This window comes from Loktanella sp. SALINAS62, from assembly GCF_018263905.1.
GTDB lineage: Bacteria > Pseudomonadota > Alphaproteobacteria > Rhodobacterales > Rhodobacteraceae > Loktanella.
Genome location: NZ_JAAFZU010000023.1, coordinates 142,307 through 169,306, shown reverse-complemented (window position 1 = coordinate 169,306; position 27,000 = coordinate 142,307). Strand labels below are relative to the sequence as shown.

The window sequence follows — 27,000 nt, the reverse complement described above, 5'->3', positions numbered from 1 at the left end:
CTAAAGACTGCCGATGTGGCGTTCGCCACGCGCGCGGGCCAGTGCGATTTGTCGCTGGCGTTCGCGGAAACGGTCCTTGTCGGCGTCAGTGGTGTCGTTGACGCAGTGATGACAGGCGACGCCTTCTTCGAAAGCGGGATGCTGCGTGTCTTCGGGCAGCAGCGGACGACGGCAGGCATGGCACAGCACGTGCGGGCCTTCGGTCAGGCCGTGGCCGACGCTGACGCGCCCGTCGAACACAAAACAAGACCCCTGCCATGTGCTGTCGTCCTGCGGAACCTCTTCAAGGTATTTCAGGATGCCACCTTGCAGGTGGTAAACGTCTTCGACGCCCTGTTGGCGCAGGTAGTTCGTTGATTTCTCGCAGCGGATGCCACCGGTGCAGAACATCGCGATCCGCTTGTTATGGAAGCGGTGTTTGTTTGCTTCCCACCAGGCAGGAAATTCGCCAAAGCTGCGGGTCTGCGGGTCGATGGCGCCGTCAAAGGTGCCGATCGCCACCTCATAGTCGTTGCGGGTGTCGATGACGGCCACGTCATCGGATCGGATCAGATCGTTCCAGTCGGCGGGGGAGATATATGTGCCGGTCCCTTCGGCAGGGTTCACGTTCGGCTGACCCATCGTCACGATCTCGCGCTTCAGACGGACCTTCATCCGGTTGAATGGCTGCGTGCTGGCGGTACTTTCCTTGTGTGTCAGATCCGCGCAACCGGGCAGGGCGCGGATGTGGGCCAGCACGGCGTCAATCCCAGCACGCGGACCGGCGATGGTGCCATTGATGCCTTCGCCTGCCAGCAGCAATGTGCCGCTGATGCCATGCGTCCGGCAGGCATCCAGCAGGGGACTGCGCAGCGCGGCGGGGTCGGAAAAGCGGGTAAAGTGATAAAGGGCGGCGACAGTGAACATAGGGTCAGACTTACGCCTTTGCCGCCGCGCGCGCCAGACCGTCGGACACGGCGGTAAAGGCCGACCCCTGTTCCAGTCGCGCCTTTGGAAAGGCGCGCGCCAGCGCCTGTGACAGCGTCATCATCAGGGATGAGCCGCCGACAAAGATCAGCGCTGCGATCTGGTCGGGATCGGTGTCACCCAGCGCGTCCCGCGCGGCCTGCACGACATCGGCCACAGGGTCCGACAGCGTGGCGCCAAGCGCCTGCGCATCCAGCGGCACGGCCAGCCCTTTTTCCAGTGGGGAAAGATCGATGTGGGCACGGTCGGTATCGTTGGCCGCGATCTTGCCTGCCTCGACGGCAAAGGCGATGTCGTGGCCCAGTTCCATATCGATCACCTCTTGCAGGCGGGCGAATGCGGTCTGGTCCGCGCCCTGCCGTGCCAGATCGGCCACCAGTCGCCGCGTGTCGGGGGAATACAGGAAAGCGATCTTTTCCCATGTTGCCAGATCGTTGAACACGGCGTTGGGGGCTGTCGATGTGCCGGACCCAAAGGTATCGCGCACCTCGCCGCCGCGGCCCAGCAGCGGCATCACATGGGCCAGCGACAACAGGCGGTCAAAATCGGTTCCACCGATCCGTACGCCATGGCTTTGCATGATCTCGGGGCCGTCGGACCCTTGGCGAAACAACGTGAAATCTGACGTGCCGCCGCCGATATCGACGACAAGGCCCAGTTCACCAGTGGCCAGCGGTGCGGCGGTCAAGGCGGCCGCTTCGGGTTCGGGCAAGAAGTTGACGGTCGTGAAACCTGCCATGCGATATGCTTCTGTCAGGTCGGCCAGCGCGCGGTCGTGACGGTCGGGATCGGGATGAAACCTCACGGGGCGACCCGACAGGGCGCTGTCGATGGTCAGGCGGGTGGCTTCTTCTGCCGCGATCCGGACGTGGCGCAGGAAATCGGCAACAACACCCAGCAGCGTCATCCGGACATAGCCGATCTGCCGGGTTTCGCGCATCAACGGCGTGCCAAGCACCGATTTCAGCGCGCGCATGAAACGCCCTTCGCGCCCGGCGATCAGGGCGGCGTTGGCAGCGGACCCGGTCAACATCCGGTGCGCGTTCATGTCGAAAAACACCGTGGTCGGCAGCGTGGTCCGGTCGGTTTCCACCGGGATACGATAGACGCGGTCCCCCGCCATCAGGGCGGCGGCGGTGTTCGATGTGCCAAAGTCGATGCCAAGTGTCGGCATGGAACGCTCCTGCTATGAGGACGCGCGAAATAGGCGAAAGGCGGTCTACTGGCAAGCTCTGGCTTTGATTCAAGTCAGGAAGCTGCGGGACAAAGATTGACGGCCCTTTGGCCCGTGCCTAACCCTTGCGTTAGCAACAAGGAGACGACCATGTCAGAAGCCCTGATCGTGATCGACATGCAGAACGATTTTTGCGAAGGCGGCGCGCTTGCCGTCGAGGGCGGATCGGCGCTGGTTGCACCAATCAACGCGTTGATGGACGATTTTACAGCGGTGATTCTGACGCAGGACTGGCACCCTGCGGGGCATTCATCGTTTGCATCCAGTCACCCCGATCGTGCGCCGATGGATCTGATCACCATGCCATATGGTCCGCAGGTATTATGGCCTGATCACTGCATTCAGGGCAGCGACGGTGCAGCGTTCCACCCCGGCCTGCGGACCGATGGCGACCTGATTATTCGCAAGGGTTACAACCCGGCTATCGACAGCTATTCGGCGTTTTTTGAAAATGACCATGCGACGCCCACGGGGCTGGACGGCTATCTGAAATCGCGCGGTATCACGCGGCTGACGCTGGTGGGCCTCGCGCTGGATTTCTGCGTCAATTACTCTGCCGTTGATGCGGCCCGGTTGGGGTATGACGTGACCGTGCGGACGGATCTATCGGCGGCCATTGATGTGAACGGATCGCGCGATGCCGCACTGAAATCCATGGCCGATGCGGGCGCAAAGGTTGCCGTATGACACGCGCTGCGCATTACGACGTGGTGATCGTCGGTGGCGCGATTTATGGGTTCGCCATTGCCTGGTTTCTGGCGACTGATCCAGACTTTGACGGGCGCGTGCTGGTGGTGGAACGTGACCCGACCTATGCGCGGGCCGGAACATCGTTGACAAATTCGTGCATCCGTCAGCAGTTTTCTGACCCGTTGAATGTGCGCATCAGCCAGTTCGGTGCGGCCTACATCAAGGATTTTCGCGCGCAGATGGGATTGGGCGACGACGTTCCGCATCTGGCGTTGCACAGCTTTGGTTACATGTATCTTGCGGATACGCCGGCCTTTGCCGATGCGTTATTGCAGGCGCAACAGATGCAGGTGTCATTTGGGGCTGCGACCCGCCACATGATGCCGGATGACATTGCGCAAGCCTATCCATTTTACCAACTGGACGACATCATTGCCGGCAACCACAACACCGTGGACGAGGGCTATTTCGACGGCGGCACCCTGTTCGACTGGTGGAAACGCGGTGCGCGGCAAAAGGGCGTTACCTATGTCACCGATACCGTTGTGGGACTGGATCGCACAGGTGACAGGATCACGGCCGTGCACCTGATGGATGGTGGCAAGGTGGGCTGCGACTGGTGCGTAAATTGCGCGGGCACGCGCGGCGCGCAGATTGCGCAGATGGCCGGGATAGCCCTGCCGGTGGAACCGCGAAAACGATACTCTTTCGTGTTCAAGGCAGAGACACCGCTGGACCGCGACCTGCCGCTGACCATCGACCCGTCAGGTGTGCACGTGCGGCAGGACGGCGCATATTACCTTGCAGGGTGCCCACCGGACGACGACCCTGCCGTCGACCATGATGATTTCGGGTTCGATCACAGCCTGTGGGAAAACAAGGTATGGCCCGCCATCGCAAATCGCGTGCCTGCGTTTGAAAAGGTCAAGGTGGTCAACAGCTGGGTTGGTCACTACGACTACAACCTGCTTGATCAAAATGCGGTGCTGGGGCCGCATCCGCAGGTTGCCAATTTTGTCTTGGCCAACGGGTTTTCTGGTCACGGGCTGCAACAATCCCCCGCCATCGGGCGCGGGCTGGCGGAACGGATCGTGCACGGCGCATACCGGACGCTGGACCTGTCACCGTTGAGCTATGACCGGATCACGGCCAATGCACCAATCGTCGAAAAAGCGATCATCTAAGGAACAGACCATGTTGAAAAAAATCGTCCTGACCGGGGCCGCCGGAAATCTGGGCAGCGTGCTGCGCAAGCCGCTGGCAGAGATGTGCGAAACGCTTGTCACCACAGATATCGCCGACACCCTGACCGGCATTTTGCCGAACGAAACCTATACAAAGGCCGATCTGGGCCAGCTGGATCAGGTCGAACCGTTGTTGCAGGGTGCGGACATGGTCGTGCATTTCGGCGCGATCGGTGACGAAGCTCCTTGGGATCAGATCCTGCATTCCAACATCGTAGGCGCCTATACCATCTGGGAAGCGGCTTACCGTCAGGGGGTGCGGCGCGTCGTCTATGCATCTTCGATCCATGCAGTCGGAATGCACGCAAAGTCCGATTGTCTGGACGGTTTGGAACGTCACCGGCCCGATACCTATTACGGCCTGTCCAAATGCTTCGCAGAAGACCTTGCCAGCCTGTATTGGGACAAACGCGGCGTGGAATCGGTCTGTATGCGGATCTATTCATGCCAGCCTGAACCGGCAAATGCCCGTGCGGTCGGATCGTGGCTGTCCTATGACGATCTGACACGCATGGTGCGATCTGCAATCACGTCGCCCACCACAGGGTTCACGATCGTCTGGGGTGTGTCGAACAACGACCGCGCCCCGGTCAGCAATGCGCGCGCGTCTTTCCTTGGCTACCGACCGCAAGACAACGGCGAAGACTATGCAGGTGCCATACTGCCAAAAGCCGATCCGATGGACCCCCAGAATCCAGAAGACATGTGCCACGGGGGGCCGTTCGCTGTGGTCCCACTGGGAGAGTCCGGTGTCGAGATGATCAAGGCGCGCAGCCCAAAACCGTAGCTTTGGGTCGGCGCGCTGGGTCTGGATATCACAGCAGCTTGATCGCGATTGGACACGAATTAGCCACAGTTTTGCGGTCAGGTCGGCATTGTCCAAGAATCGGAATTTGATCACAGGTATCTTGCTATGCTGACCCGCCGCCGCTTCATTGCCGCCACCGCGTTGCTGCCTTTGGCGGCACCAGCGCTTGCGAACACGGTCGTGTCTTATCCAAAGCTGCCGCGCAAATTCATGCCGCAGACCGTGGACGTGAATCCCGATCTGCCGGCGGGTGAAATCCATGTCGTCAAAGACCAGTTTTACCTGTTCTGGACCTTGGGTAACGGTCGGGCCCGTCGTTATGGAATCGCTGTCGGGGCTGAAGGCCGCAACTATACCGGCGTTCTGACAATCGAACGCAAGGCGGTCTGGCCCAGTTGGCGACCGACACCGGGCATGATCCGCAAGGAACCGCAGGTCTATGGCCCCTTTGCCGCGGGTCTGCCGGGTGGTCATCCGCAGAACGCGCTGGGCGCCCGTGCGCTGTATCTGCACAACCGTGATGGCGACACATTCTACCGCATCCACGGCACCCCCATGCCCGATAGCATTGGCAAGGCATTTTCGTCGGGCTGCGTGCGGCTTCGCAACGATCACGTGGCGGAATTGTATGATTTGGTGCCAGTCGGCACGCGGGTCTATCTGTTCTGAAGCGTGCGCAGCGTTAGCTGCTGGTCCAGCTTTTCGGCCAGATCGGACGGCAGATCGTCATAGCGCGCTTTCACCAGATACCTGTTCCAAAGCCATCCCAGCAATTGTTTTCTCAGGCGCTTGTCCGGTGACCAGTGATTGAGTTGATTCAGCGCGGCATCTAATCCGGCGCGGTCACGTGCACGCAGCACCAGCCCATCAATATCATAACAGGCATCCGCCAGAATGATGACGCTGCGATCCAGCAGCAGTGATTCCAGCCCAACGGTCGAATTCAATGTGATGACGGCCTGCGCGCCTTCGATCAGGTCGCGCGTCACATTGGCATTGGCAAAGATTACGCGCGGATGCGGGTCCACGTCCGGCTGGACCGACAGCGGAAAACTAGGATGTTCCTTGATAACGAACGTCAGATCAGGGTGGCGATCTGCTGCGGCGCGGATTTCGGCATGGAACTGATGCATATCCCTGATCCACGGCGAATGCAGGGTAATCTGCATGTCTGACGGCACCTGAAATGCTACAAAAACATAGTGTTGCGGCAGGGGAACGGGATCGGCACCCTTTGTCTTTGTTGGGCGACGGTGCAGGACGTCGGGCAACCCTTCGGCGGCAAAATCTTCCGCTGTGTCCAGATAGAAGCATGGATCGCGCGGCACCGTGTTTGCAGCATTCAGGCCCAGCGGGTCGATCTGAAGTGTGCCGGGAAAGAAACCGGCTTCGATGAACAGGCAATCACGGTCCAGCCGTTGTGCGACATGCGCAAGCACCGATTCGGGATAGAGTGATCCATTGTAGATCAGCGCAGCCCGATCCGCATCGTCTGTCAGGCGCAGGGTCAGACGCTGTTCGAGCAAGCGTGCTTCGACGGCTTTCAGCCAGCCATAAAGGCCACCTATGACAGCATTGCCGAAAATGCGGGGCAGCCTGATCCGTTTGCGATCCAAGTTGCCAGCAACATGAGCATGTGCGGGATTGCGCAGCGCCAACCCAACCGACGATAGCACACCGGACCAACCTTGCCGTGAAGCAATTTCGCGCAAGGATTCCAAGGGCGAGGTATTTACGCTGTCCGACAGGGCCCCAAGGGCCCTGTCGAAGTGTTTCACGACACCGGTATCCAGTTTCAGCCAGTGTCGCGTCACGCTTAATCGCCCTTGAGCGAAGTTTTCCGCAGGTAGGGCAGCACTGTGGTGAAGTCGCCGAATTTTGCTTTTGCGTCTTCGTCGGACACGGTTGCCGGAATGATCACATCGTCACCGACGTTCCAGTTGGCCGGTGTGGCAACACCATGTCCTGCTGCGGTCTGCAATCCGTCCAGCGCGCGCAGCACTTCGGCAAAGTTGCGGCCCACGTTCATCGGGTAGGTCATCGACAGCTTCAGCTTCTTGTCGGGACCGACGATGAACACGGCGCGCACGGTCGCGGTATCATTGGGGGTGCGGCCATCGGGCAGATAGGCCTCTGCGGGCAGCATGTCGAACGCTTTGGACAGGGCCATATCCTCATCCGCAACGATGGGGAAGCCGGGATTCGCGCCGCTTGCGGTTTCGATATCGCGCTTCCATTTCTTGTGGTCTTCGACACCGTCGACGCTGATGCCCAGCACCTTGGTGCCGCGTTTTTTCCATTCGTCGGCAAGCTGCGCGACAGCGCCAAATTCCGTGGTGCAGACCGGCGTGAAATCCTTGGGGTGGGAAAACAGCACAGCCCAATCGTCGCCCACGAATTCGTGCAGCGTCATCGTGCCTTGATCGGTTTCGACCGTCAGGTCCGGGATTGTGTCGTTGATACGCAGTGACATCTTATGACTCCTTGTGTGTGGAACGTCTTGTCCCATCACATAGACATCTGTGCGGCGGTTTCCAACGCTTGCGGGCTATGATTGGCGGTGCCAGTGTCAGGCAAACCCCAAGAGGAGCTTACCATGCTGGACAAGCGTGAATTCTACATCGATGGCCGCTGGATGGGCCCTGCCGAACCCCGCGACCTGGAAGTAATCGATCCTGCGACCGAAGAACCATGCGCCGTCATCTCGTTGGGTGGTCAACGCGATACGGATGCGGCTGTTTTTGCGGCAACGGCTGCCTTTCCGGCGTGGGCCGCGCTGTCGCCTGAAAAGCGCGCCGCTTATTGTGCGGCCATTCTGGAGCAATATCGCAAACGCAAAGACGAGATGGCAGAAGCGATCCGTGCCGAAATGGGGGCGCCGATCAAACTGGCCCGCGAAAGTCAGGCACCAAGCTTGGCGTGGCATCTGTCAAACTTTCTGGATGCTGTAGACCAGATCGACTGGATCAAACCGTTGGGCGACCATGCACCGAATGATCGGATCGCAATGGAACCCATCGGTGTTGTGGGTCTGATCACGCCGTGGAACTGGCCAATGAATCAGGTCACGCTCAAGGTTATTCCCGCATTGCTGGCCGGCTGCACCGTCGTGCTGAAACCGAGTGAGGAAGCGCCATTGTCGTCGATTCTGTTCGCGGAATTCGTCCATGACGCGGGGTTGCCTGCTGGTGTGTTCAATCTTGTGAACGGTGATGGTGCCGGGGTCGGCACTCAATTGTCGACCCATCCCGATGTGTCCATGATCAGCTTTACCGGATCGACCCGCGCCGGGATCGCCATTTCAAAAGCGGCGGCAGACACGTTGAAACGGGTGACGCTGGAACTGGGTGGCAAGGGCGCAAATGTGATCTTTGCCGATGCCGGACCGAAAGCTGTGAAACAGGGGGTGCTGCATTGCATGCAGAATTCCGGTCAGTCCTGCAACGCGCCGACCCGGATGCTTGTCGAAGAATCGATCTATGATCAGACCGTCGCAGAGGCGGCAGAGATCGCGCAGGGAATCACTGTGGGGCCGACGACGCAGGACGGGCGGCATATCGGCCCGGTCGTGAATAAATCGCAGTGGGACAAAATTCAGGCGATGATCGAGCGTGGCATTGCAGAAGGCGCGCGGCTGGTCGCAGGCGGTCCCGGTCTGCCCGAAGGTGTGAACCGTGGGTATTACGTGCGCCCCACAGTCTTTGCCGATGTCAGCAACGATATGGACATCGCGCAGCAGGAAATCTTTGGTCCCGTGCTGTCGATCATTCCGTTCAAGGATGAGGCTGACGCGGTACGGATCGCGAACGACACGGCCTATGGTCTGACCAACTATGTCCAGACAGAAGACGGCGCGCGGCGTAATCGGATGGCGCTGGCGCTGAAATCCGGCATGGTGGAAATGAACGGCACGTCACGCGCGGCCGGCAGCCCGTTCGGGGGCATGAAGATGTCGGGTCGGGCCCGTGAAGGCGGCGTCTGGGGAATCGAGGAGTTCCTAGAGGTCAAGGCGATCAGCGGCTGGTCAAACGACTGACGCAGAAGGAAATTTTTGCGAAAATCCTGACGCGTATCGGTGTGCGTGTGAAACCGGGGCGCCTAGAACGGTGGTTTGGCGGCAATCTTTGTCGGCAGACCGCCATCGGGGTGACGGAACATCAGCGACTCGCTGTGCAGCATCATCCGGGGGTGATCCAGCGCGGCCCCCGTGGCATAAAAAGGATCGCCCAGAATCGGGTGTCCGATGGCCAGCATATGCACGCGTAGCTGATGCGAACGGCCTGTTTTCGGCATCAATCGCATCCGCGTTTCGGTTTCACCGCGTTTCAGCCTGCGCCAGTCGGTCACCGCAGCGCGGCCGTTTTCGTGGTCGACCATCTGGCGGGGACGATTTGGCCAATCCACGCAAAGCGGCAGATCGACCGTGCCTTTGGCGTCCTGAACCTGCCCCGATACCCGCGCGACATAGGTTTTGCGGGTCTGACGTTTTTCGAACTGTAACCCCAGATGGCGCTGGGCGTGGGGCGTCAGGGCAAAGATCATGACGCCGGATGTGTCGCGGTCCAACCGATGCACAAGCAAAGCCGTCGGAAAAACATTCTGAACCCTGCGGATCAGGCAGTCCGACAGGTGTTCGCCTTTGCCTGGGACGGACAATAGACCTGCGGGCTTGTCCACCAGAACAACCTGATGATCGTGGTGCAGGACAACAAGCGGGTCTTGCGGGGGGGCGTAGGTATCGGTCATGCCGGTGGCACGCGGGCGCCAAAGATCGCAGAGCCAACGCGCACATGGGTCGCGCCCAACGCGATGGCGCGTTCGAAATCGTCGCTCATGCCCATCGACAGGCCGGGCAATCCATTGCGGGCCGCAATCTTTGCCAGCAGCGCGAAATGAAGCGACGGTTCTTCGTCGACGGGTGGGATGCACATCAGGCCTTTGACCGGAAGGTCAAGATTGCGCGCGGTGGCGATGAAAGCATCGGCGTCGGCTGGTAACACACCGGATTTCTGATCTTCTTCCCCTGTATTCACTTGGATGAACAGGTCGGGGCAGATCCCTGTTTCCTGCGCCAGACGTGCGATAGCGGTGGCAAGCTTCGGTCGATCCAGTGTGTGGATGGCATCGAACAGACCCATTGCCGCGCGCGCCTTGTTGCTTTGCAGTGGACCGATCAGGTGCAGGTCCAGATCGCTGTAGGACTTGCCGAATTCCGGCCATTTCCCGTCGGCTTCCTGCACCTTGTTTTCACCGAAACACCGATGGCCTTGTTCCAGCACGTGGACGACACGGTCCGGGGGCTGCACCTTTGATACCGCGATCAGTTTGATGTCATCTGGCTGCCTGCCTGCTTTGATCGCAGCTTTTGCGATGCGATCCTTGATAACAGAAAGTGACATCTGGATTCCTTTGGTTTTTCGGACGGTCTGTCTTCAGGACTGAAATAGGTCAAATGCGCGGCGGTGTCATGGTGGGGCGATGTCGCTATTGTGTGTCTCTCGTGCATCATTTGCTCTTCACCCCTGCCTCGCGGGGGCAATTTCCTTGAGTGGAAGCCGTAACAAGAGCAAATACGCACTCAATGCCGGACAACTGGCATATTCGGGAATGCAAACACGAGGGAATTATCCATGAAAAGCATCCTTCTTACATCGACCGCGCTGGTTGCCTTTGCTGGCGCTGCCTTCGCTGAGGCACACACGACGGGCGCACCAATGGCTGATGGCGACATCATGCCCAGCGACACCGTCATGATGGACCCGCCCACGGCTTCCGGCGTTGTTGTCGGTGCTGACGGCGAGTTCGGCTACAATGAAGAAGTCGAAAACGGCTTCTACTTCGACGGCGGCCTTTCGATCACTTCTTCCGCTGGCATGAACATGGGCCTGACAGCCGGTATCACGCTGGATGTCGATCTGGGCTTTGGCGACGCTGAGTCGTCCGAGCTGACCGGTGGCGGCATGTTCGACGATATCGCTGTGAACGCTTCCGACTTCGTGATCTTCGTCGAAGGTCAGGGCGCAGGCCTGTACGTTGGTGACACCGAAACCGCCGCTGCATCGCGTTGGTCCGGCACCACGAACATGGAACAGGACGGCTTTCTGGAAGTCGACGATGTCGATGATGGCGCAGAAGACGGCGATTTCGTCGACGGTGTGATCCGCGGCGATTTCGAAAACGCGATCTTCAAATCGTCCGTGTCGTTCCTGCTGGTTGACGGCGAAAACGATCTGGTCGACACCGATGTCGAGCTGGACAGCCTTGACGGTCTGTCGCTGGGTGCGGAAGCAACCCTTGGTGGGTTCATTGTCGGCATGGCCTACCAGGAAGAAATCGACCGCGGTCTGGTCGACTTCAACGAAGGCGCAGATGACGACAACGATGGAATCATCTCCGCTGGTGAAGGCGGTCAGAACGACGGTACCGTCGACGAACTGCTGGGTCTGTATGCTGGCACGTCCTATGCTGGCGCTGACATCAAGCTGGCATATGCCCGCAACATGACGTCCGAAGAAAACTCGCTGGGCGTTCAGGTTGACTACCCCTTCGGCCCGGTCACCGCTACGGTGTTCTACTCGGCTGAATCCGCCACCGACGACAACTACGGTGTCGGCGTTGCATATGCTAACGGCCCGATCGCTGCTGCAGCCTACTACCACGGCGGCTTCGACGAAGAAATCGGCGTCGAAGGTTCCTATGACCTTGGCAACGGCCTGCAGATGTTCGCTGGCTACGTCGAAGGTAACGACGACGCAGACGATTACGAAGCATACATCGCAGCAGCCTATGACCTGGGCAGCGGTGCAGCTCTGGTCGCATCCTACGGTGCGGTTGGCGACGACTATGACAGCGCGCTGGACGAAGTGGGTAACGCCTACGAAGTCAACGACGGTGTGACTGTCGGTGTGTCCTTCACGTTCTAACTCATCCAAACGGTTGAAATACGGGGGGCGGTCCGCAAGGGCCGCCCCCTTTGCTATGATGCGACCCGTCTGGTGGGGCATCGGGCTTGTGACAAGAACGCTGCTTCGTTACATATTCGGCAGATGTGAATTGTGGGGCAGGGTATTTCAGTGACGCACGCCATCCATGCGGGACGCGCGACCGTCCTGACGCTGTTGTTCCTGTCGCTGACCGGGTGCGGTTTTCTGAACTTTGGCGGGGGTCAGCCGGTCCCTATTGCCACGGGGCCAAACCCATATCTGTATAACGCCAGTCAGGATGTTCTGGAGTTTCTGCCGTTGCAAACGGCAGATCCCGTGACGGGCCGTCTGATCTATGATTATGGGCAGGCACCCGGGGCTGCGCAGGCGTACCGCGTCGTCGCCACGGTCAGCGGCAGTCGTCTTGACGCGCGGTCCTTGAATCTGGATGTGCGCGACCGGTCCGGCCAATCCGTGCGCGAACCGCGTCTGGCGCTTGAAGATGCAATTTTCACGCGTGCGCGCCAGCTTCGCATTGCCGATCTGTCGCAATAGGCTTTATTTGCGGCCCACCATGCCGCCGGACGATTGTCCGGCCTTTTGTTTCTGGAAAGTCTGATACCGATGTCGACCTATTCACCGTCCGAAATCGAACCGAAATGGCAAGCTGCCTGGTCGGATGCGGGCACGTTCGTATCGCAACGCGATGAATCCAAACCCAAATACTACGTGCTGGAAATGTTCCCCTACCCGTCGGGGCGTCTGCATATCGGTCACGTGCGTAACTATACGATGGGCGACGTGGTTGCGCGCTATAAGATGTCGACCGGGCACAATGTCCTGCATCCGATGGGGTGGGACGCCTTTGGCATGCCAGCGGAAAATGCCGCGATGGCGACCGGCGGGCATCCGTCGGATTACACGTATAACAACATCGCTGAAATGAAATCCCAGATGAAACCGCTGGGCTGGTCCCTGGACTGGAGCCGGGAATTCGCCACCTGCGATCCCGCTTACTACGGTCAGCAACAGGCGCTGTTTCTGGATTTTCTGGATCAGGGTCTGGTTTACCGCAAGAACGCAGTCGTGAATTGGGACCCTGTCGATATGACCGTCCTGGCCAACGAGCAGGTCGAGGATGGCAAGGGCTGGCGATCCGGCGCAGAGGTCGAGCGGCGTGAGCTCACGCAATGGTTCTTCAAGATTTCCGACCAGTCCGAAGACCTGCTGGACGCGCTGGACGGACTGGACAACTGGCCGGCCAAGGTCAAGTTGATGCAGGCGAACTGGATCGGCAAATCCCGTGGTTTGCAGTTTTCGTTTGGTCTGATCGACGGCCCGTCCGGACACGACCGGGTAGAAGTCTATACGACTCGTCCTGACACATTGCTGGGTGCATCTTTTGTTGGGATCTCTCCGGATCATCCGCTGGCAAAGCAACTGGAAGCCAACGACCCCGCTGTCGCCGCATTTTGTGCGGATGTTCGCAAGGGCGGCACCACCGAAGAGGCGTTGGAAAAGGCCGAAAAGCGTGGATTCGATACCGGGCTGCGCGTCCGGCATCCATTCGATACCGCGTGGGAACTGCCTGTCTATATCGCCAACTTTATCTTGATGGATTACGGCACCGGCGCAATCTTTGGTTGCCCCGCCCATGATCAACGCGATTTCGAATATGCGACCAAATACGACCTGCCGATCACGGCGACGTTCTTGCCAGACGAAAACACCGACCCGACCCTGACCGAAGCCTATGTGCCGATGAAATCGGAAAAGGTGTTCTACTGCAAAGGTTTCTCTGGCGATGAATGGCAGACCGGTGAACAGGCCGTAGATGCCGCCATCGCATTTTGCGAAGCAAATGGCGTCGGCCACGGTGTGACGAAATTCCGTCTGCGCGACTGGGGGCTTAGCCGTCAACGATACTGGGGTTGCCCGATTCCCGTGGTGCATTGCGACGCCTGCGGCGTCGTGCCCGAAAAGAAAGAAAACCTGCCGATCACCTTGCCCTACGACGTGACGTTCGATGTGCCCGGCAACCCGCTGGATCGTCATCCGACATGGCGCGACTGCGCCTGCCCGTCCTGCGGCGCTGCCGCCCGACGTGAAACGGACACGATGGATACGTTCGTCGATTCGTCATGGTATTTTGCGCGTTTCACCGCCCCAAATGCCGACACGCCGACCAGCGCCGCCGATGCCGCCTATTGGATGAATGTGGACCAGTATATCGGGGGCATCGAACACGCGATCCTCCACCTGCTGTATTCACGCTTTTTCGCCCGCGCCATGCACGCGACAGGGCACCTGCCCGAAACGGCGCGTGAACCTTTCGATGCCTTGTTCACGCAAGGGATGGTGACACATGCAATCTATACGACAAAGAACCCGCGGGATGGACGCCCGGTGTATCACTACCCGGAAGAGGTCGAATTGCGGGATGGTCAGGCATTTCTAAAGGATGCTGGAACAGAGGTGACGGTGATCCCCTCTGCCAAGATGTCAAAGTCGAAAAACAACGTCGTCGATCCAACCCGGATCGTGGCACAATACGGCGCCGATACCGCCCGCTGGTTCGTGCTGTCCGACAGCCCGCCCGAACGCGATGTCGAATGGACCGCCGCCGGGGCTGACGCCGCGCACAAACATTTGTCCCGTGTCTGGCGCATCGTGTCGGACATTGCGACGTCCGACGAACCGGCGTCTGACGCGGATGACGCGCTGTTGAAAGAAATGCACCGAGCCATCCGCGATGTGACGGGCGGGATCGACAGTTTCGGTTTCAACGCGGCGATTGCAAAACTTTATGCCTTTACCAACGCCCTGACGAAATCGACGGCCGGAACAGAAGCAAAGCGCACGGCCGCCCGCACGCTGGCGCAGTTGATGGCCCCCATGACGCCGCATCTTGCAGAAGAAATGTGGACGGTGCTGGGCGGTTCCGGCCTTGTGGTCGATGCACCCTGGCCGCAGGTCGATGAAGCGATGCTCGTCGATGCCCACGTCACGCTGCCGATTCAGGTCAACGGCAAGCGCAAAGCGGAAATCACCGTTGCCGCTGATGCGGCCAAGGCCGATATCGAGGCACTGGCGCTGCAGCAGGACGCCGTGCAGCGCATGTTGGATGGTGCCAGCCCAAAGAAGATTATCGTTGTCCCGGGCAGGATCGTAAACATTGTCATCTGACCCCATCACGCGCCGCGTATCGCTGCTGTCCTTGCTGGCGCTGGGGGCTTGTGGGTTTAGGCCCGCCCTGACCCCTGACGCGGCTGGTGGCGCGCTGTACGGCCGTGTCACGGTGGATGCCCCACGCACGATACTGGGTTTCGCCGTGCGGACACGACTGGAGCAGCGGTTGGGCGCACCCGCTGGTCCCTACCGCCTGACCGTCAGTCTGGATCAGGCACTGGAAGCTGCGGCATTGTCACCTGCTGGGGATACGCTGCGCTATAACCTGAACGGTGCGGCGGGCTGGTTATTGTCGGGGCCGGATGGCGGCCGACTTGGCGGTGGTCAGGTGGACGCGTTCACCAGCTATGCCGCAACCGGATCGACTGTCGCCACACAGACAGCCGCAACCGATGCGAATGGCCGCCTGATGGTTCTGCTGGCGGATCGGATCGTGGCGCAGTTGTATCTGCTCGATTTGCCCGCATGAAGATGGCTGGCCGTGATGCCGCCGGGTTTATCCGCAAGCCGGACCCGACGCGGGCGGGCATCCTGATCTTCGGTGCCGATCCCGTGCGGGTCGCGACGGCGCGCACCCAGATCGTACAGGCGCTTGTCGGCCCCCAAGGCGAAGCAGAGATGCGCCTGACACGTTTAGCCGCCAGCGACCTGCGCAAGGACGCCGCCGCACTGGACGATGCCGTAAAAGCGCAAGGGTTTTTCCCTGGACACCGCGTTGTTCATGTCGAGGACGCGACAGATGGGCTGGCGCCGTTGCTGTCGGCAGCATTGGAAGACTGGCGAGAGGGTGACGCCCAGATCGTGGCTACAGCCGGTCAGTTGACGGCAAAGTCCGCGCTGCGCAAGGCTTTCGAAGGGCATCGAAATGCCGTTGGAATCGGCCTGTACGACGATCCGCCCGGCCGCGATGAAATCGAGGCAATGCTGGCACAGGCCGATATCACCGGTGCGTCCCGCGATGTGATGGATGCGGTAACCGTGCTGGGTCATAGCCTGACGCCGGGTGATTTTCGCCAGACCATCGAAAAGCTGGGATTGTACAAACGGGGTGATGCGTCGCCACTGACCGTGCAGGAATTGCACCTTTGCGCGCCGCAGGCGTCTGACGTTGATGTCGATGACATTCTGGATGTGGTCAGCGCGGGCGAAACCGAACGTCTGGGCACTGTTCTGCGTGATCTTTACGCGCAGGGTGTGGCGCCAACGACGTTGTGCATCGGGGCCATGCGCCATTTTCGCCGTCTGCACACGGTCGCGTCTGATCCCGGCGGGGCAGGGCAGGGGATTGGTCGATTGCGTCCACCCGTGTTTGGCCCCCGCAGGGATAAGATCATGCGTCAGGCAAGTTCATGGGGTAAGGATCGTCTGGAACGGGCGCTGACAACGTTAACCGACACGGACCTGACGATGCGGTCGTCCAGTCAGGCACCACAATCCGCGCTGATGGAACGGACGCTGATCCGGTTGGCCATGATGGCGCGGCGCTAGACCGCGCAGTCAACCGGTGTCCTGACATCGCAAATCCAGCATAAGCAAGTCTGCGGCCTGAGGAGCATTATAACGGCTTGTCAGAGCGAGATGATGTGCCATCCCTAAGTAATGAAATGTGCAGAAACGAAAAAAGGCTGACCCGAAGGCCAGCCTTTTAAAATGAATAGCTGAAAAGCTATTATTCTGCAGTTGTGGTAGTCGCAGCTGCTTCGTCGTCGTCGTCGCTGGCGGAAGCCAGAACCAGAGCGGCCAGGAGGCCCAGAACGACGTAGCCGGAGTTGATGGAGCCAGTGGGTGCCATCGGTGTGTCAACCATGACGACCGGAGCTTCCATGACTTCGGGTGCCAGGCCGCCAGCGGTTGCTGCGGCACCGGTCACTGCGATTGCAGTCGAAGCGGCGAGAGTAGTGATGATGCGCATGTCGGTACTCCAATTAGATGCACTGTGTGGATGATCTAGGGTTGTCTAACTACGTTTCACGCTCGAAACAAGATACTTCTTAATTTCAGATACTTTGGGCCGGTTCTTAAGGGCGATCAAGCACCAGATAGCCTAATTCAGGACTGATGGCTTGGCGGCTGCGTACAATCTCTCCGGACTCGTTGAGCCAGTAAGTGTTTGAAAAGGATATGTTTTCATTCTCGCAGTTTTCTTCATAGCGCTGCGTTGAAAGCGGTCGTTCAACGATTGAAATTGTCTCTGTGCCGATAAAATTGATGCTGCACTGCAACACTTCGGTCGAAATCTGGTCCATATCCGAAAGCGTTTCGTGTGTCCGCTCTGCCGTTCCGCCCCCGGCGGCAAGCGCCCGCCGGGATTCGATGACCGATGCGGCCATCAGATCGCGTGGAAAGCCCCGCGTCGCGATGACGATGCCGTTTTCCGTCACGATCGATACGCTGTCTTCGCTGATCCAGGTGACGCGGTTCAGGTTGATGGCTGCCGGCACCATCACAGCGCGCGATGTGCCATCGTAGGCTTCGACCACCAGAACGTCGCCGGGCAGTTGGTCGATCATCGCGCGGCTGACGACCATTGGCGGTTCTTCTGGCGCGGCGGCACGACCGGGAATCGACAGTGACTGGGCGGCCAGTTTCAGCGCGCCGGCCCCTTGATCGTTGTCGTTCAGCGGTCCGCAGGCCGACAGTCCGGCAGCGAAAGTGACCGCCAGCATTGTTTTCAGGGCTGGTGTCATCGCCAGAACCTCCCGCTGGTGTCGGATAGCTCGTTCAGGTTGCCGTCGCGCACAGTGTTATACAGTCTGCCGGCCACCTGAAGCCTTGCGCCGCCGTCGCGGGTCAGTGACCTGACGCCGGTGTTGACAGATCGCCGTGTCGGACTGCCGACAAAGTAATCAGCTGGAATCGTCAGGCGAATACCCTTGTCAAACGACCCTTCGCCAAACTGGCTGAACGGCATGTCCGTAAATGTGAAAAAGCCACCCACGGTCCAGCCGTTTTCGAATTCGCGGTCCAGCGAGAAAGTCGCGCCGTAGTCACCGGCAAGATATTTTCCGACATCGACCTGTGCGTGAAAGCCGTCGCCGATATCGTAATACCCCGACAGATGGCCGGTCACGACATCATAATCGCCGACTTCGACCCGGTCACCGTTTGGCTGCGTTTCATACAGGGCGAAATCGAAACCCATGTCCTGATCGCGTAGTTTGGCATAATTCAGCTCTGCGCCGATGGCCCACGATTTGTCGACAGGCGCATAAAGCACCTCTCCGGACACGCCGCCGTACATTTTTTCAAGATAGCCTGCGGTCAATCGACCATAGACCTCGGGCGCAAGGCGATCAACATAAGCCGCGTATAGGCGGTCTAAACGCAGACCGCCCGTCAGGCCGTAATATCCGGTGTCAGTCCGCACATTCACGTAATCGTTGGAGTCCACAAAGGTCGAGACCGGGTCACGTTCGCCCAGCGCAGATATCGATGTCCGTCCGACAAACGACAGGTTGCGGTTCACTTGATATCGCGCATCGAATGCCAGACCGACATCGGCTGTAACCGGGTCGCCGGGCGTGAACAGCAGGAAATCGAGATACGGCCCGATACCCCATTCGAAACGCGGTGATGGGACAGGGGCCAGATCCAGCGGTTCGGTCGGTCCGGCAGGTGTCACGCTTAGTGCGTCAAACATCGCTTCGGTGCTGCCGACGGTGTTTTCCAAATCTTCCAGTTGCGTCCGCGGCACCGTGATCGCGGATAGCGGAACGCCGCGCCGTGACGGTTCCAAAACAAATGTCTCGATCGAATCCGGCATGACCTGCGTCATCATCCGCGAAACGCGACCTGCTGCCTGTGCTTCTGACCGGAAACGGTTATTGACGTAACGCACGCGTGCGGTGCGGTCGGTCATTTCAAGCCCGATCAGATCGATACCTTCGACATCCAGCAGGCCGGTCAATGCTTCGCGAATGGCTGGCTGCGTGCCCCGGTTCCATGACTGTGCGGCGCGTTGCGCTTCGGTGCGGGGCTTGACCGGGGCGGGTGCCACATCCAGTCCGCTATAGGTGGGCCGTTCATTGGGGTTGATCGTGAACGTCGCGCGCAGGCCGAATTCATTCCCGTAAAGATAGTTTGCGCCAAACTCCATTCCGGGTCGCGGTCGATAGGACACGCCGAAATTCAGCGGCGAAGATACGTCGACAGCCGGTGTATACAGCCCTTTTTCATAAGCGATCGACGAATATTCCGCCTTAAAGCTAAGGTCCGGCGACAGGTTGTATTCGACCCCGGCAAATGGCGCGACATCGCCGCGGAACCACTGTTTCACCGACAATTGGCCGCCTGTGTTGACGCCTGCATCCTCGTCGAACACGTCGACTTCGTTGCGGTTTTCAAAATTGCCGCCCAGTGGATTACTGACGCCGTTGCGTTCGCCCATTCGGCCCCATCCCAGACCACCCGTCACTTTCAGGTTTGAACCGATGGATTTGGTGCCGACCACGTATTCGGAACTATAGCGCCCGGTGCCCAGAAAATCGCGCAGACCCACCGCGATGGCGGGCATATATTGGCCTTCGTTGGTCAGTCTGTATTCGATGTCAAAACTGCGGTCATAGGTCCGAAATGTCCGGCGTTCGCCATTTGCACGTTCGATCCCGTAGATGTCGAAAATCGCATAACGGAAACTTCCCGACAGACGTTCGGTCAGCTGGAACGTCAACGTCGTGCGGTATCCCGCCGTATCGGAATAGGATAAAGTCGTCGCCAATTCGCCGCTGGCGGCACTTTCGGCTGTTGGCATTTCCAGCAGGCCGGTGGTGCCAAAATTTGTGTATGTCGGCCCCTCAGCCTGGGCGGTTGCCGCAAGACAGCACAGGATGGCGCCGTAGCTTGTGGTTCTGACATATCTCAGCTTCATCGGCGTCACCTTCGGTCATACTCGTTTGGCTTCTATCAGCCGGGACCGCTGTTGCAAATCTTGAAAATCCTTCGGGGTCAGAACCCGCCAATGGTTTTGGTTTCAGGTCGTTTTCAATGTTTTGCTGTCATTCAATGCCTGCAAAGCGGCAGCGCGGCCTGTCGCAAGGCAAGCCGTGATCAGATAGCCACCCGTCGGTGCGTCCCAATCCAGCATCTCTCCGGCGCAATAGGTGCGGGGCCGATCACGTAGGGCAAAGCCGTCCAGCGTGTCCCAACGCAGGCCGCCTGCCGTGGAAATTGCCTGATCTATTGGCAAGGGGGCAGCGACCGGCACGTGCAGCGATTTCAATGCCTGTGCCACGGCTTGCGGCGTGCGGTCCATGTTGCGGGCACATTCGTTGAACAGGGCGACCTTGACCGCAGGCAAGCGCAGCGTTTTTCGCAAGGTGTTTGCGAGCGACGTTTTCGGCGGCACTTTTGACAATCGATCCGTCAGCGTGGGCGGTGACAGGTCCGGTACAAGGTCGACGGTCAGGCGATGGCCCCGCGCGATTGCGTGGCTGATATCGTAGATCCCGCCGCCCTCGACACCCTGCGCGGTGATCACCCATTCCCCGCGTGACACGATGTCGCCCGCCCGCAGCGCTGTGGCCTTGACCGGGTGCCCGGTCACAACGGCCATGTGCGGCGACCAATCCACCCGAAAGCCGCAGTTTGCTGGGCGGAAAGGTGCTGTCTTGTCCCGCAGTTTGTCGGCCCATGCGCCATCTGACCCCAGCCGCCGCCAGCTGGCGCCACCCATGGCCAATATCGTGATGTCCGCAGTGATCCGCTGCGGCCCGTCGGGTGTTTCAAACAGACAGGCATCCCCGTACCATCCGGTCCAGCACCACCGCAGGCGGCGTGTGACACCAGCGCTGTCCAGTCGTGCGAGCCAAGCGCGCAGCAGCGGTGACGCTTTCATCGCGGTCGGGAACACGCGGCCGGTCGTGCCGGTAAAGAGTGGCTGTCCCAGATTTGCGGCCCATTGCGCCACGGCATCCGGTCCAAAGTCCTGCAATGCATCCGACAGGGACGGGGCAAGGTGAGGATAACGCGCAGCAAAGCGGTCCTGGTCTTCGGCTTTGGTCAGGTTCAGGCCGGATTTGCCCGCCATCAGGAATTTGCGCCCCACCGAAGGCATGCGGTCCGCTATCGTCACCCGCAGCCCGGCGGCTGACAGGATATCGGCGGCCATCAGGCCAGCGGGTCCGGCACCGATCACAAGGGCGGTCTGTGTCATGTCTTGGCGATCCCCTGAACTGGATTATCTTGTGCGGCGATGACAGATGACCTGCAAGACACCGTTCCGATCTGCGCCCTGTGCCTGCGTCCGATCCCGCCGGGCGTGCCGCAAAGCCTGCATCATTTGGTTCCAAAGCTGAAGGGTGGCAAGGGCGGGCCGACGGTGCTGGTGCATCACATCTGCCACAAGGAAATTCACGCCACGCTGTCAGAAGCCGAACTGGCCCGCGTTTACAACACACCGGCGATGTTGCGCGGTCACCCCCGACTGGAAAAATTTGCGGCTTGGGTCGCGAAACGGCCCCCGGATTTCATGTCGCGGGCGCCCAAACGCAGGCGCGGGCGGTGATTTATCAGCCGTCACAAAACGGATTTCAGGTCGCGCACATACGCTGGGTCAGCAGCGCATGCAGCGGCACACAGGTCTTTCGCTGCCGCGACGGGATCGTCTGCTATGTCGTCGATCAGCCCGAATGTCAGCGCCTGATCCGCTGTCCATTTGCTTGCGCCCATCAGCAGCATGCGTGCCCGCGCCGGCCCGCACAGCGCGATAAGCCGGGCAGGGTCGGACGGTTGTGGGCGGACGCCCATCTTTATAACCGGATAAAAGAACCGGGCGCTGGGGACGGCGGTCCGCATATCACAGGCAAGCGCCATGCCCATCGCGCCCCCGGCCAGTGTGCCGTTCAATGCGGCGATGGTCAGGCCGGGGTGCCGCGCAATCGCTGACGACACTTCTTCCCACAAAGGCGATGTCGCCAGAGTCGTGATGTCCTGTAGGTCGGCACCTGCGCTGAAAACGCGACCGTTGCCGGTCAGGATCAACGCGCTGGCATCATATGCTGCCAGCACCGCATCGCGCAGGTCTGTCAGCATCGCGGCGGTCAATGCATTTGCCTTGTCAGGGCGGTCCAGCGTCAGGACGACCAGATTGCCAACCCGTTCGGTGCGGATCATGCAACGCCGACCATCTGGCGCACGTTTTCATCGCGCAGGGACACGTCCTGACCTAGATAACTGTCTGCTTCTGGCGTGCACATCCAGACCAGCGCCTGCGCGGCCCATTCGGGGGGAATGTGGTCTGACCAGTCCAGTTGGCTGACCGGACCGATGCCCGACGCTTTGATGTCTTTTTGCATGTCAGTCGCCACGGTGCCGGGTGACAGGCCCATGACCCGCACGCCCTTGCCCCGCGTTTCGCGATCGGTCACCTGTGTCAACATAAACGCCCCGGCTTTTGACGCGCAGTAGGCAGACCAGCCTTCCAATGCGTTGTGCGCGGCGCCTGACGATACGGTGATGATCGTGCCGCTGCCTTGCTGGATCATCGGTCCGATCGCGGCGCGCATGCCGTGCATCGCGCCTTTGAGGTTGATATCGATGGCTTTGGCCCATGCCTCTGGATCTATGTCGGCCAGCGCACCCATTGGGTCAATCACGCCCGCGTTGTTCACGATGACGTCAACGCTGCCAAAGGTTTCGATTGCCGCGCCAATTGCCTGTTCGACTTCCCAGTAACGGGACACGTCGCAGGGCACGGCCAATGCGTTTTTGCCAATCTCGCCCGCGATTTCGACGATACGGTCACGGCTACGGGCCACCAGAACGACCTGCGCACCTGCATCGGCAAAAGCCCGCGCAGCGGCGGCCCCGATTCCACGGCTTGCTCCGGTGATCACGACTGTCTTGCCGGCCATGTCAAAGTTTTTCATCTGGGGTCCCTTTCAGTCATCTTCCGCAACAACTAGCATCACCCATATCATTTCCAAACCGTCCGGGTCGATCCGCCCGAGATGCGCCGCGAAGGAATTTGCCAGATGACCCATTTTGTAACCATAGGCACGACTGCTGCCTGCGCTGCGATCCTGTCCACGATGCCCGCAATGGCCGATGTCACCCCCCAACAGGTGTGGCAAAGCTGGCAAGACATCATCGAACGCACCGAAGGTGCAACCGTCACAGTCGGCGCCCTGAACCAAAGCGCAGATGAACTGATCGCAAGCGATGTGGTTTACACAGTCGTCAACGACGGCACGACAAGTGCCATGACGGTGTCCACAATCACCTTGCAGGATAACGGTGACGGTACTGTATCGGTCGTTTTGCCCGACAACATCCCCCTGCGCGTCATTACGAATGCTGGCGAAGATTTGGATATGTATCTGGCGCAGACCGACGCAGAGACACAGGTCAGCGGCGCCCCCGATGCGATGAATTATACCGTTTCGGCCGCGCAATACGTGATCGGTGTGAACCAGATGACCGACATTGACGGCAACCCGGTTCCGTTGGAACTGCGGGTCGCGTTGAATGGCCTGTCCGGCACAACGGATCAGACCACGGGCGATACGGTGAACGTGGTCTATGATCTGACAGCAGATAGTCTGGATCTGTTGGTCGACGGTGTCGACAGAAGCACCGGCGACGAACTGACCGTGTCCGGCAAGATCGATGGCCTTGAACTAGATGCCGATGTGATACTGCCCGAGGCGGATGTCGCAGGTGGGCCGGGCATGACGGGAAGCGGGGGTTATGCCTACACCGGGGCGGCGTTCATCTTTTCGTCTGTTGGTGATCAGATGACGGCTGACGGGACGGCGACGACCGGACCAGTCGCGCTGACGTTCGCTGTTGATCCGGCTGGCCTGCGCTATGACGCGGCTGTGCAGGATCTGGCCGCAGCTTTGCGCGGGTCCGAATTGCCGATGCCGTTCGAAATGCAGATGGACGCTTATAACGTGGGTGTCACCATGCCGCTGGGACCGACCGAAGCGCCTGCGCCGTTTGGTTTCCAATTCGGGATGGACGGGGTGACCGTCAATGACGAAGCATGGGCGATGGTCGATCCCGGTGGCATGATCCCCCGCGATCCGGCGAGCCTGACCATCGATATCGACGGGACGGCGCAATTGACGCAATCGCTGATGGATACGCCTGAAAACACCCAGATGCAGGGGTTTCCCGGCCGTCTGCTGGGGCTGAACATCAACGAGATCAGCCTGAACGCGGCTGGCGCCCTGCTGAACGCCGTCGGTGCATTTACGTTCAACGAAAATGGGCCGCAAACCGCACCGGGGATACCTGCGGCCCAAGGCGAAGCCACAATTACACTCGAAGGGGCGAATCAGTTGATTGATAGCCTTATTGCTATGGGCGTTGTTCCGCAGGATCAGGCCATGATGGGCCGCATGATGCTGGGTATGTTCACGTCGCCCGTGGGTGACGATACGCTGGAAACGGTCATCAAGGTGACGCCTGACGGTCAGGTGCTGGCGAATGGCCAGCGGATTCGCTGAGCGCGCGACCCTGTCTTGCGGGCCGGGGACCGGACAACTAGGTCGCACAGGACCATACAGGAACCGATTGATATGACCGAGCTTGCCGACCTGACCCATGCCCTGCTGGATGCCGCCGTAAAGGCAGGCGCCGATGCGGCCGATGCGCTGGCCATCGACGGCACGTCCATTGAAATCGCCGTCCGCGCAGGTGCGCTGGAAAAAGCAGAGCGTTCCGAAGGTGTGGATATCGGTCTGCGGGTGTTTGTCGGCCAACGTCAGGCCAGTGTCGCTTCGTCGGACAATCGGCCCGCTGCGATCGCTGAAATGGCAGCGCGCGCCGTGGCAATGGCCCGCGAAGCGCCGGTCGATCCGAACGCCGGGTTGGCAGACCCCGACCAACTGGCCACCGATACCGATATGTCACGGCTGGACCTGTGCGATCCGTCAGACGAACCCGATCCGGCGGTGTTGCAGGACATGGCATTGCGCGCAGAAGCAGCGGCGCTGGCCGTCGACGGCGTGTCTCAGGTTTCGGAAACCAGCGCGGGCTATGGCCGCCGCCGTCTGCATCTTAGCCAGACGAACGGGTTTTCGGCGGGCTACGCGCGATCGGACGTGGGGCTATCCTGCGTGCCGATCAGCGGCACCGGCACGGGAATGGAACGCGATTACGATTACGACACGCGGATTTTCATGGCCGACATGCGCGACCCCGCAGACATCGGGCGGACGGCAGCCGAACGCACCGTGGAACGGATCGGCGCGCGGCGTCCGAAAACCGGTCACTACCCGGTACTGTACGATGAACGTGTCGCCAGTTCGCTGATCGGGCATATGGTGCAGGCGATCAACGGCAGTTCCATAGCGCGCGGTGCGTCTTTCCTGCGCGATGCACTGGGTGAAGACATTCTGCCCAAGGGAATGAGCCTGACCGAAGACCCGCACCGCCCGCGCGCGTTTTCGTCAAAGCTGTTCGATGCCGAAGGTCTGCCAACGCAATCCCGTGCACTGGTGGATGACGGCACGCTGACCGGCTGGACACTTGATCTGGCGACGGCGCGCAAACTGGGGCAGCGATCGACCGGGAATGCCGCACGCGGCACGTCTGGCCCACCGCGTCCGTCGGTGACGAATCTGTCGCTGACCCAAGGCGAGGCAACACGCGCAGATCTGATCACGCAAATGGGGACCGGACTGCTGGTCACCAGCATGATCGGATCGACGATCAATCCCAACACCGGTGATTATTCACGCGGCGCATCCGGATTTTGGATCGAAAACGGTGAAATCGCCTATCCGGTGAACGAATGCACGATCGCAGGCAATCTGCGTGACATGTGGCTAACGATGATCGCGGCGAACGATGCCCGTCCGCACCTCAGCCGGGTTGTGCCGTCGTTGCTGGTCGAGGGGATGACCCTTGCCGGCGATTGATCTGCCTCTTCTGATCGACGCGGCACGTGCTGCGGGCGATATCTCGCTTTCGTTTCTGGGGCGCAATCCGCAGGTCTGGCAAAAACCCGGCGATGCGGGTCCGGTGACAGAGGCCGACATCGCCATCAACCGGATGCTGGGCGACAGGCTGCGATCGGCCAGACCTGATTATGGCTGGTTGTCAGAAGAATCAGAAGACGATCCGCACCGGCAAAATGCTGCGCGGACTTTCATTATCGACCCCATCGACGGCACCAATGCATTTATCCGTGGCGACAAGGATTGGGCCCACGCCTTTGCTGTGGTCGAAGACGGCGTACCGATTGCCGGTGTGGTGTTCATGCCCGCACGCAGCCTGATGTTTGCCGCAGCACAAGGCCAAGGCGCGACATGCAATGGCCGTCCGATCAGCGTCAGTGCACTGACGCATATGAACAGCGCGCAGGTCCTGACAACGAAACCCAATATGGCGCCGCACCACTGGAAAGGTGCGACGCCACCGTTTCAGCGTGGGTTTCGGTCGTCATTGGCCTATCGCATGGCACTGGCGGCAGAGGGCAAATTCGACGCGATGTTGACCCTGCACCCGACGTGGGAATGGGATATCGCCGCCGGTGCGATCCTTGTGGCCGAAGCCGGCGGGCAGGTCACGGACAAGCGGGGCAAGCCGCTGCGGTTCAATTCGCGCAACCGGCAACTGGACGGTGTGCTTGCGGGCGGGGCCATCGTGACGTCATTGCTGGATGCGCTGGTCTGACAGACATGCGGTTGTGCCGGACGCCTGTGCCGCCTAGTTTCAGCAACACGACAGGAATAGGAAAGAATTATGACTCAACGCCTGCATTTGGTCTTTGGCGGCGAACTGATCGACCCGACAAAAAACGCTTTCACAGATGTGTCGAACATCGACATCGTCGGTATGTTTCCCGATTACGCCAGTGCCTATAACGCATGGAAATCAGCGGCGCAGCGGACCGTCGACGATGCCCACACGCGCTATTTCATCGCGCATATTCACCGTCTTCGGGACGAGGAGCAGCCAGCATCCCCGACCGAGGAACTGGGCGACTGATCCATGGAA

Annotated in this window: 27 protein-coding genes; 15 read left to right on the top strand and 12 right to left on the bottom strand. The window is 59.9% G+C overall.

Annotated features, from left to right (window positions below):
• Positions 1–906, bottom strand: coding sequence for a rhodanese-related sulfurtransferase (locus tag GZH79_RS08360; protein ID WP_211643325.1), 906 nt, complete (start codon positions 904–906; stop codon positions 1–3).
• A 10-nt stretch (positions 907–916) separates the two neighbouring features.
• Positions 917–2,140: an Hsp70 family protein gene (locus GZH79_RS08355; RefSeq protein WP_211643324.1), complete on the bottom strand. Its 1,224-nt coding sequence runs from the start codon at positions 2,138–2,140 to the stop codon at positions 917–919.
• A 150-nt stretch (positions 2,141–2,290) separates the two neighbouring features.
• On the opposite strand from GZH79_RS08355, the gene pncA reads away from it, so the two are divergent.
• The 4 genes from pncA (at position 2,291) to GZH79_RS08335 (ending at position 5,611) form a co-directional block, all read left to right on the top strand.
• Complete coding sequence (pncA, locus tag GZH79_RS08350; RefSeq protein ID WP_211643323.1) at positions 2,291–2,887, top strand: bifunctional nicotinamidase/pyrazinamidase; 597 nt, start codon at positions 2,291–2,293, stop codon at positions 2,885–2,887.
• Positions 2,884–4,074 (top strand): FAD-binding oxidoreductase, encoded by a 1,191-nt coding sequence (locus GZH79_RS08345; protein WP_211643322.1) that lies wholly within the window; start codon positions 2,884–2,886, stop codon positions 4,072–4,074. The genes pncA and GZH79_RS08345 overlap by 4 nt, the downstream gene beginning before the upstream one ends.
• A 13-nt stretch (positions 4,075–4,087) precedes the next feature.
• A complete protein-coding gene (locus GZH79_RS08340) occupies positions 4,088–4,921 on the top strand; it encodes an NAD(P)-dependent oxidoreductase (protein ID WP_211643494.1) in 834 nt (277 codons plus the stop codon).
• A gap of 126 nt (positions 4,922–5,047) precedes the next feature.
• Positions 5,048–5,611 (top strand): L,D-transpeptidase, encoded by a 564-nt coding sequence (locus GZH79_RS08335; RefSeq protein ID WP_211643321.1) that lies wholly within the window; start codon positions 5,048–5,050, stop codon positions 5,609–5,611.
• On the opposite strand, the gene GZH79_RS08330 is transcribed toward GZH79_RS08335, so the two are convergent.
• Positions 5,599–6,756, bottom strand: coding sequence for a nitrogen fixation protein FixF (locus GZH79_RS08330; RefSeq protein ID WP_211643320.1), 1,158 nt, complete (start codon positions 6,754–6,756; stop codon positions 5,599–5,601). The genes GZH79_RS08335 and GZH79_RS08330 overlap by 13 nt on opposite strands.
• A 2-nt stretch (positions 6,757–6,758) precedes the next feature.
• The gene (locus tag GZH79_RS08325; protein WP_211643319.1) at positions 6,759–7,415 is read right to left on the bottom strand and encodes a peroxiredoxin; all 657 of its coding nucleotides are present in this window, start codon (positions 7,413–7,415) and stop codon (positions 6,759–6,761) included.
• A gap of 123 nt (positions 7,416–7,538) precedes the next feature.
• On the opposite strand from GZH79_RS08325, the gene GZH79_RS08320 reads away from it, so the two are divergent.
• A complete protein-coding gene (locus tag GZH79_RS08320) occupies positions 7,539–8,978 on the top strand; it encodes an aldehyde dehydrogenase family protein (RefSeq protein WP_211643318.1) in 1,440 nt (479 codons plus the stop codon).
• Between the two features lie 62 nt (positions 8,979–9,040).
• Here GZH79_RS08320 and GZH79_RS08315 read toward each other — a convergent pair whose 3' ends face one another.
• On the bottom strand, positions 9,041–9,688 hold the full coding sequence (locus GZH79_RS08315; protein ID WP_211643317.1) for a pseudouridine synthase: 648 nt from the start codon (positions 9,686–9,688) through the stop codon (positions 9,041–9,043).
• Complete coding sequence (locus GZH79_RS08310) at positions 9,685–10,341, bottom strand: YggS family pyridoxal phosphate-dependent enzyme (RefSeq protein WP_211643316.1); 657 nt, start codon at positions 10,339–10,341, stop codon at positions 9,685–9,687. The genes GZH79_RS08315 and GZH79_RS08310 overlap by 4 nt, the downstream gene beginning before the upstream one ends.
• A 231-nt stretch (positions 10,342–10,572) precedes the next feature.
• On the opposite strand from GZH79_RS08310, the gene GZH79_RS08305 reads away from it, so the two are divergent.
• From GZH79_RS08305 to holA, 5 genes are all read left to right on the top strand, one after another.
• Positions 10,573–11,865, top strand: coding sequence for a porin (locus GZH79_RS08305; protein WP_211643315.1), 1,293 nt, complete (start codon positions 10,573–10,575; stop codon positions 11,863–11,865).
• Between the two features lie 150 nt (positions 11,866–12,015).
• Entirely contained in the window at positions 12,016–12,420 is a 405-nt protein-coding gene (locus GZH79_RS08300; protein WP_349291176.1) for a DUF3576 domain-containing protein, read from the top strand.
• A 69-nt stretch (positions 12,421–12,489) separates the two neighbouring features.
• Positions 12,490–15,051 carry a leucine--tRNA ligase gene (gene leuS, locus GZH79_RS08295; RefSeq protein WP_211643314.1) on the top strand — a complete coding sequence of 854 codons (2,562 nt, stop codon included), beginning with the start codon at positions 12,490–12,492 and terminating at the stop codon, positions 15,049–15,051.
• Positions 15,041–15,523, top strand: coding sequence for a hypothetical protein (locus GZH79_RS08290; RefSeq protein ID WP_211643313.1), 483 nt, complete (start codon positions 15,041–15,043; stop codon positions 15,521–15,523). The genes leuS and GZH79_RS08290 overlap by 11 nt, the downstream gene beginning before the upstream one ends.
• The gene (gene holA / locus GZH79_RS08285) at positions 15,520–16,542 is read left to right on the top strand and encodes a DNA polymerase III subunit delta (RefSeq protein ID WP_211643312.1); all 1,023 of its coding nucleotides are present in this window, start codon (positions 15,520–15,522) and stop codon (positions 16,540–16,542) included. The genes GZH79_RS08290 and holA overlap by 4 nt, the downstream gene beginning before the upstream one ends.
• Before the next feature lie 181 nt (positions 16,543–16,723).
• Here the strand turns inward: holA and GZH79_RS08280 are convergent, their stop codons facing one another.
• The 4 genes from GZH79_RS08280 to GZH79_RS08265 form a co-directional block, all read right to left on the bottom strand.
• On the bottom strand, positions 16,724–16,966 hold the full coding sequence (locus tag GZH79_RS08280; protein ID WP_211643311.1) for a hypothetical protein: 243 nt from the start codon (positions 16,964–16,966) through the stop codon (positions 16,724–16,726).
• A 106-nt stretch (positions 16,967–17,072) separates the two neighbouring features.
• Positions 17,073–17,741, bottom strand: coding sequence for a YjbF family lipoprotein (locus GZH79_RS08275; RefSeq protein ID WP_211643310.1), 669 nt, complete (start codon positions 17,739–17,741; stop codon positions 17,073–17,075).
• Positions 17,738–19,921, bottom strand: coding sequence for a YjbH domain-containing protein (locus tag GZH79_RS08270; RefSeq protein WP_211643309.1), 2,184 nt, complete (start codon positions 19,919–19,921; stop codon positions 17,738–17,740). The genes GZH79_RS08275 and GZH79_RS08270 overlap by 4 nt, the downstream gene beginning before the upstream one ends.
• A 102-nt stretch (positions 19,922–20,023) precedes the next feature.
• Positions 20,024–21,205, bottom strand: a complete 1,182-nt coding sequence (locus GZH79_RS08265) for a TIGR03862 family flavoprotein (protein ID WP_211643308.1) — start codon at positions 21,203–21,205, stop codon at positions 20,024–20,026.
• A gap of 39 nt (positions 21,206–21,244) precedes the next feature.
• On the opposite strand from GZH79_RS08265, the gene GZH79_RS08260 reads away from it, so the two are divergent.
• Complete coding sequence (locus GZH79_RS08260; protein WP_211643307.1) at positions 21,245–21,556, top strand: HNH endonuclease; 312 nt, start codon at positions 21,245–21,247, stop codon at positions 21,554–21,556.
• An 11-nt stretch (positions 21,557–21,567) separates the two neighbouring features.
• Here the strand turns inward: GZH79_RS08260 and GZH79_RS08255 are convergent, their stop codons facing one another.
• Positions 21,568–22,164: an enoyl-CoA hydratase/isomerase family protein gene (locus GZH79_RS08255; RefSeq protein ID WP_211643306.1), complete on the bottom strand. Its 597-nt coding sequence runs from the start codon at positions 22,162–22,164 to the stop codon at positions 21,568–21,570.
• Complete coding sequence (locus tag GZH79_RS08250; protein WP_211643305.1) at positions 22,161–22,919, bottom strand: SDR family oxidoreductase; 759 nt, start codon at positions 22,917–22,919, stop codon at positions 22,161–22,163. The genes GZH79_RS08255 and GZH79_RS08250 overlap by 4 nt, the downstream gene beginning before the upstream one ends.
• 105 nt (positions 22,920–23,024) lie before the next feature.
• Here GZH79_RS08250 and GZH79_RS08245 point away from each other — a divergent pair, with 105 nt between their 5' ends.
• The 4 genes from GZH79_RS08245 (at position 23,025) to GZH79_RS08230 (ending at position 26,991) form a co-directional block, all read left to right on the top strand.
• Entirely contained in the window at positions 23,025–24,503 is a 1,479-nt protein-coding gene (locus GZH79_RS08245; protein ID WP_211643304.1) for a DUF2125 domain-containing protein, read from the top strand.
• A 72-nt stretch (positions 24,504–24,575) separates the two neighbouring features.
• Positions 24,576–25,919, top strand: coding sequence for a metallopeptidase TldD-related protein (locus GZH79_RS08240; protein WP_211643303.1), 1,344 nt, complete (start codon positions 24,576–24,578; stop codon positions 25,917–25,919).
• The gene (locus tag GZH79_RS08235) at positions 25,906–26,676 is read left to right on the top strand and encodes a 3'(2'),5'-bisphosphate nucleotidase CysQ (RefSeq protein WP_211643302.1); all 771 of its coding nucleotides are present in this window, start codon (positions 25,906–25,908) and stop codon (positions 26,674–26,676) included. Before GZH79_RS08240 ends, GZH79_RS08235 begins: the two co-directional genes overlap by 14 nt.
• Positions 26,677–26,745: 69 nt before the next feature.
• On the top strand, positions 26,746–26,991 hold the full coding sequence (locus GZH79_RS08230; protein ID WP_211643301.1) for a DUF4170 domain-containing protein: 246 nt from the start codon (positions 26,746–26,748) through the stop codon (positions 26,989–26,991).
• Positions 26,992–27,000: the final 9 nt, after the last annotated feature.